General features: G+C 55.0%; 4 protein-coding genes. 3 read left to right on the top strand and 1 reads right to left on the bottom strand.

Translation table 11 applies throughout. The annotated features are described in order from the left end of the window. The first annotated feature begins 162 nt into the window (after positions 1-162). Both A6723_RS25090 and A6723_RS25085 read left to right on the top strand, forming a co-directional pair. Positions 163-363: a hypothetical protein gene (locus tag A6723_RS25090; RefSeq protein ID WP_256546976.1), complete on the top strand. Its 201-nt coding sequence runs from the start codon at positions 163-165 to the stop codon at positions 361-363. A gap of 49 nt (positions 364-412) precedes the next feature. After that, the gene (locus A6723_RS25085; protein WP_054909055.1) at positions 413-1,114 is read left to right on the top strand and encodes a YoaK family protein; all 702 of its coding nucleotides are present in this window, start codon (positions 413-415) and stop codon (positions 1,112-1,114) included. 126 nt (positions 1,115-1,240) lie between these two features. Here the strand turns inward: A6723_RS25085 and A6723_RS25080 are convergent, their stop codons facing one another. Further along, entirely contained in the window at positions 1,241-2,518 is a 1,278-nt protein-coding gene (locus A6723_RS25080) for an HD-GYP domain-containing protein (RefSeq protein WP_054909054.1), read from the bottom strand. A gap of 473 nt (positions 2,519-2,991) precedes the next feature. Here A6723_RS25080 and A6723_RS25075 point away from each other — a divergent pair, with 473 nt between their 5' ends. Further along, on the top strand, positions 2,992-4,563 hold the full coding sequence (locus A6723_RS25075) for a sensor domain-containing diguanylate cyclase (RefSeq protein ID WP_054909053.1): 1,572 nt from the start codon (positions 2,992-2,994) through the stop codon (positions 4,561-4,563). Positions 4,564-5,141: the final 578 nt, after the last annotated feature.

Genomic DNA, 5,141 nt, shown 5'->3' with positions numbered 1-5,141 from the left:
GCGCCTGCCGACGCAGAAGGCCAGCGCCCTGGCCGAGCTGCTGCCGCACAACTGGGTATCCGCCGGCAAGGTGTGATGCCCGTTCGCTTACGCCTCAACCACCCAAAATACTCCCGATTGAGGAAGAGGTGATTTGCCATGATTCTTCGCGGTATAGCACAGATGCACATCGACGACCTGCCCTCAAGCTTCCAACAACTGGTCCAGAAGCTTGCGGGATCAGCGGTGTCGGGGTTCGTCTGGGTGGTTTTTTACAACGGGCGTATTTTTGGTGCCTATCCGAGTGCTGATCTGGCGTTACGCAAAGTGACCGAGATCGAGCATTGCATCAGTGAAGACGAAGTCCCCACAGCTCAATGTTGACGCCCGGTTTGCTTCCTGAACGCGTTCATTTTTAAAGACGGTACCGCAAATGCTCCCCCATGCTCCAAGGCCGCGCAGCCCCACAAGAGTGCGACTACACATACTGCGTGGACGTGTCGGATTGGGGCTCGTTGCTGGCTTGTCGGTGCTAGCGGGGATGACCGATGCAATAGGCTTTCTAGCAACGGGGGACTTCGTATCCTTCATGAGTGGCAATACCACGCGTCTCGCTGTTGCCGTCAGCGATCATGATCTAGCCACTTTGTGGCGTCTTTCACTCGCGCTGATCTGCTTCGTTGCGGGTAATGCAATAGGTGTTGTCCTAGCCCGCGGGTTCAAGCGGCGCGCGGCCCCTTTACTCCTGCTTGTCGCCGCGCTTCTTGGATTTTCTGCCATTTGGCCTGCGGACTGCGTGCTACCTGCATTTGTATCAGCCATCATTGCGATGGGGATGCTGAACGCCGTAGTGGAGCAAGTGAATGGCATGCCTATCGGCCTCACTTACGTGACGGGAGCGCTGTCTCGTTTCGGCAGAGGTCTTGGGCGTTGGCTCATAGGGGAGCGTCCCAACGGCTGGCGGGTTCAACTCGTTCCCTGGAGCGGGATGCTATTGGGTGGCACAGCCGGAGCGCTACTGGAACATCATTTAGGGTTGACGGCCATGGCGGCTAGCAGTGCCCTGGCATGCACTTTGGCTTTGGCCGTTTACTTCGTCCCACGGTCCTGGCAGTTGGGTTATATGCCCAGATAAACAACAGCCCTCATTGCTGTACAGGTTCTAAACCTATGCAGATGGATACAATTGCTCTGACTTCTCCAAGTATTCGCGAAATCCAAATGCTGATCAAAAATCGATGATAAGTCTTACCCCAACTGATTATTCAAAAAGAGAGCCCCGTCGCGAATCTAAATTACACCAAAGCGCCTCTAGGTTCCGAAACCCCCACTTCTCTGGCAATTCACGACCGAGAATGCGCTCTTGACCCTTCAAATTGGATAGATCAATTAGCTCTATAGGCAGTGCAGCCTTCGTTCGAGTCGAGTAAAACACCTTCACAATGGGCAGCAGCAACTCACTGCTCTGCTCCACCACTACCCCAAGCCGCTCGCTTTGGAGGTGCACAAGCGTTCCCACTGGATAGATCCCCAAGCAGCGCACAAACGATTGGAAAAGCGCTCCGTCGAGATGTCCGCCGCACCAGCGAGACATTCTCTGCAAGGATTCCGCAGGATCCCATCCTGGCTTGTAGGGGCGATCGGAAGTCACTGCATCATAGACGTCGCAGATGGCGCCCATCCTTGCGAATAAGCTGATTTGATCCCCAGCCAATCCGTGAGGATAACCCGTGCCATCGAGCTTTTCGTGATGGTGAAGACATACATCTAGAACCAAAGCGCTAACCTGGCGGCCTTCTCGTAAAATATCTGCGCCTCGACGAGGGTGTTCGCGGACTGTGGCGAACTCGCTTTCGTCCAGCCGGCCGGGCTTGTTGAGCACATCGATTGGAACAGACATTTTGCCAATGTCGTGTAGCAATCCAGCAACCCCAGCTTCACGCACCAAGGACTCCTCAAGTCCAATTTGACGCGCGAGTGCAATCATCAGGGCGCAGACTGCTATTGAGTGCAAATATGTGTACTCATCAGCCGTCTTTAGCCTAGCCAGGCTAATAATGGCGCTGGGATGGCGCTCCACTGAGGCTGCAATCTCGCTCACGAGCGCATGAGCGCCTTCGGCCTGGATAACCTTTCCCAAACGAGCATCCTGGAACATCTCCATCACAACTTTCTTCGACCTAATACACAACTGTCGAGCAGACTGAAGCTCATCCTCCAGGCTGCGTCGTTGAGAGGTACTGAGCTGTAATGGTGCCTGCGCCGCTAAAGTGACACTTGCCCCTGGTGAAATCACGTCGTATTGCGAAGTTCTGGCGTCGTCAGGCTGCGCCGGAGGAGCAGAAGAAAGACCTTTCCGAGGATCAATCAACACCTCTTTCACAGAGCTTTGCCGAAGCTTTAGGAGATCCTTCGGATCCTCGATCAGAAAGCACCCCCGCCAAAAAGGATGCGTGATCCAAGAACCGCACAGTTTGTGCACATACATTCCCAAAGTAACGGCTTCGACTGGAATACGCAGGTATGGCGAATCAGGCATGACGTCACCTAGACGGACTCGTTCAAATTCACGCCCCACACATACGCAAACGACCGCTCTCGGTCTCGTTTGCCTGTGCTTAACGTCGTTCGATTACCGACCTCTCTTGAGGACGGCCTCCATCCCTGAGAGCCGAGCCATTGAGGGGCAGCATTCGATCCAAAGTGGCGCAGATGCAATTATTAGCAGAGGACCTAACCCGGGCGCTAGTGGGCTTACTGCTGGCCGCGAAAACAGAATGCATAGCCCAACCCGAAATCTACCGTCCGCGCCTGGAACCCAATCGACGAGCCTGTATCCGTGCATCGGTTGCTGGGTGATGGATAGCCATTCGCCATCCACAGCCCGGCGAAGTTAGAATATCGTGTCCGGGCCAGGGCTCCCAGGTATTTGGCGTCCTCTGGCAAGGGAGGCGGCGGAAATTTGGCGCTGGAAATGGCTCTCCCGTAACAGCACCTATTAGGTTCTTATTCATGGCGAACGGACCGTCTCCAAGAGTCACCCTGCGCACGCTAATGGTGCTCACCGCGCTATTGGCGATCCTTGCCACATTATTCAATGACCTCTATGCAATTTACCGAATCCAGCGTGAGGTTTTAGTTCGCCTCTCGCTGGAGGCAAATCGTGCATACGCAGCCAAAGTGGCCTTGACTATTGGCCAAAGCTTACGCGATAACCTTGATCGTCTGGCATACACTTCTCGCGTTATTGGCCAAAACTTCCATCTCGAAACGCTTCGCGCGACTGAAGCTTCTCGCCTAGCCGAGCAGGACCGCAACTTCAATAGCGTGATCGTAGCCAATGCCGATGGCGAGGTCGTTGCATCCTATCCAGTAGCGCTCAGCGTCAATGGCCAAACTCTTAGCTTTAAGAAGCCGCTGGAAGAGCGCCGGGCTATGATCAGCCCTGCCTTCCATTCGCTGGCGGGAAATTTGATCATATTCGTCTCACAGCCAATCTGGAGTCCTGAAGGCGCGTACCTCGGACTGGTGGGCGGCACCATTTATCTGCAAGAGGAAAACTCTCTCAGCGACCTCATTAGATCGCACTTACAGCAAGACTTGTCTTACGTGTACATAGTGGATGAAACACGCCATCTCTTGTTTCACCCCACCCCGGATCTCATCGGCAAAGAGATCGGCAGCAACGCTGTCGTTGACGCAGTGCTGCACGGCGAAAACGGCTCCTTGCATGTCCGCACCTCGAACGGCATGGAAATGCTGGCAGGCTACGCAGCGGTCCCCCATAGCGGCTGGGGAGTAGTTTGCCAACAACCGTTAAGTGTTCCACTTGGGACGGTCTGGAGCCAGATGCTACAGGCCGTGCTGGTTATTGTCCCTATGAGCATGTTGATGCTACTGATGACTTGGTGGGTAGCATCGCGCATAAGCCGACCTCTTAACCAATTGGCCGACCTCGCCGGTCAGCGCCCGAACGAAGAGGGCATCATCAAGGTCCGTGCTTGGTATTTCGAAGCCTGGCGTATTCGCCGTGCGATGATCATGGGCGCCCTGCTGAACAACGAGCGTATAGGCCAACTAAATCAACAAGCGCTGAGCGATCCGCTTACAGGGCTCGGAAATCGCCGAGCATTAGAGGAAACTCTGTGCGAGTGGCACTCAATTGGCAAACAGTATGCCGTAATAAGCATGGATATCGACCACTTCAAGTGCATCAACGACAAGTATGGTCACGCGGTCGGCGACAAGGTGTTGCGGGAGGTTTCGGCTTTGCTTGGTCGAAATTGCCGAGGTGAGGATCTTGCCTGCCGGGTGGGCGGCGAAGAGTTCATACTGCTTTTGCCGCGAACGAATTTGGCCGAAGCGACTGAGGTGGCTGAACGCGTCCGCCGAGCGCTGGAACTCATGTCTATACCACCGGTGGAACAAGTCACTCTATCGCTTGGAGTCTCTTGTTGTGAGGATGGGCAGTCGGATCCGACCGGAGTGCTGGAACTGGCCGATACGTTGCTTTACAAAGCGAAGCAAGCTGGTCGTAACCGTGTCGTGGCTGAAAGCGGTTGCGCCCTCGGTGCAACGATGTAATTCCTCTTAGTGGCCTGTTCCGAGCTGAGTGGACACTGATCTACTGTAGATATTGCCCACCGCAAGGAGTGTTTGTGCTCCATGGCCTGAAGATATTTTTCCCGAATCCTTCAAGCTCACGGAGGTTGCCCAGGTCCTTGCCAGTACGCCGCTTCGTCACGTACCCGACACGTTGGACATCGATGATAGCCAGTTGCGCAAGTGGAAGCGCCAATAGGGGCAGCGAGGCACGATGCCCTTCCGGGAAATGGCGAGTAGCGGGGCGAGAGCATGGAGCTGTTTCCTCTGCACCAGCATTTGGCTCCGGTCACCATGGAACGCAACGTTTTTAAAAAGGCGCTCGCTATCTTCTCGCGCAGCGCACGAAATGAAGTTCCGCGCCAGCGAGGCGTTAGCAAGTCTCTATCCCGTGGCGCGGATGTGCCGGATACTGCAAGCGTCCCGCAGCGGCTTCTATCCACCTTCAGCGAGAGAGGTAGCGAATCAGCGTAAGCGTCTGGCCAACACACCTCCCCGGTTCTTCCAGCTAGCGGCATGGTGTCCACCTGTTTTTGGTGGACACCATTTCAAGCCCCCCT

This window comes from Pseudomonas sp. AU11447, assembly GCF_001672555.2.
Lineage (GTDB): Bacteria > Pseudomonadota > Gammaproteobacteria > Pseudomonadales > Pseudomonadaceae > Pseudomonas > Pseudomonas nitroreducens.
This window is presented reverse-complemented; position numbering and strand designations above follow the sequence as displayed.